This is a genomic window from Streptomyces sp. NPDC051133 (assembly GCF_040682635.1).
Classification (GTDB): Bacteria; Actinomycetota; Actinomycetes; order Streptomycetales; family Streptomycetaceae; genus Streptomyces.
Window position 1 is genome coordinate 1 of sequence record NZ_JBFBBK010000224.1, and the last position, 1,521, is coordinate 1,521.

Genomic DNA, 1,521 nt, shown 5'->3' on the forward strand with positions numbered 1-1,521 from the left:
CCCCGTGTGGCGGACTGGTGCGCGATATGGCTGAGGGGTGACAGGGGGCGGATGCGGTTGTCGCGTGCCTGGCACAGGGAGGAACAGCTCACAGGAGCCCTGCGGGAGCTGCTGGAACACCAGCCGCCCCCGGCCGCTTTGCATACGACCACATTCACCCTGCCGGTGCTGCCGGGGTCGGCCAGCGACCGGACGTCGGCTTTCGCGTTCCCGCTTCTGGCGGGCAACTCGTGCCAGGGCGTGCTCGTGATGGGCGCAGCCGACGGGGTGCAGGACAACGGCGTGATGCGGCAGGTCGAGAACATGGCCCGGCTTGTCGGTCAGGCGGTTGCTACGGCCCGCCGGTACGCTCGGCAGACCACTATCAGCAAGGCACTGCAGCGTAGGCAACTGCCTGCAGTCCTGCCCCCTGTGCCAGGTATCGACGTGGCTGTCGCCTACCAACCACACGAAGAGTCGCAGACTGTCGGCGGGGATTTCTATGACCTCTTCCACAAGGAAGACAGCCGCTGGTGCTTTCTCCTGGGAGATGTGCAGGGCAAGGATCCGGAGGCAATGTCCATCACCGGGCTGGCCCGCCATATGGTGCGCCTTCTGGCCCGCGAGGGGCACGGTGTGGAGTCCGTCCTGGAGCGCCTCAACATCGCCTTGACCGAGGACAGTGCCGAAGGACTGACGATCGATGCGGATCATGCATACGGGCGCTTCCTCACCGTCCTGTACGGGGAACTGGAACCGAACATGACCGCCGGCGGTGCGCGCTGTCGCCTGGTGAGCGCAGGGCATCCGCTGCCCCTGCGATTGTCCGCCGACGGTGCGGTGCAGCCCGCCGCCCAACCGCAGATGCTGTTGGGCGTGGACCGCAGCGCGCGGTTCAGCGCTGATTCCTTCGACCTGCTGCCCGGCGATGTACTGCTGTGTGTCACCGACGGCGTGACCGAACGACGCAGAGGCAATCAGCTGTTCGACGACGGTGATGGGTTGTCCGCCACACTGCGTCAGTGTGCGGGGATGAGCGCCATGGCCGTGGCCCATCACGTTCGACAGGCTGTGTACGACTTCAGCCAGGAGCCCGTGGGGGACGACCTCGCGGTGATGGTGCTGAAGGCACTGCCGCAGGGAGACCCGATGACGGTGCCCGGCATGCGCACGGCCTGCGAGTGACTCAGCGAGAGTCTGGCGACGACGCGATGTGCCGAACGCCTTCGAGGCAGCCTGCTGTGCTGTCGTCGGCCATGTGACCCCCGCCTCGGGAGCTTCAGCGCACGTCTGACGGTTGGAGGAAGGTGTGGTTGCGAAGCCGCAGCCACCATCACGCCGCGTCCTGTGGCGGCCAGGGTTCATGGTGCGTATGCAACGCGATGTCTTCCCAACCATGCCGACCTTCAGCTGGTGAGTTCAGCGGGGAAGGCTAGAAAATAGCCCGTTAACGCAGGTCGCAGATGCGCACCTTCCAGAAGCTCTGTGGACCGCCAGTTATTGGCCACACCGACGAACTTTAGGGCGGCAGCGAGATACTCC

1 protein-coding gene is annotated in these 1,521 nt (G+C 65.5%); it reads left to right on the forward strand.

Going from position 1 to position 1,521, the window contains the following annotated elements; translation table 11 throughout:
• Window positions 1-1,164, forward strand: a 1,164-nt coding sequence (locus AB0N17_RS46605) for a PP2C family protein-serine/threonine phosphatase (protein ID WP_366017719.1), incomplete at its 5' end; no start/stop codon positions are given.
• Window positions 1,165-1,521: the final 357 nt, after the last annotated feature.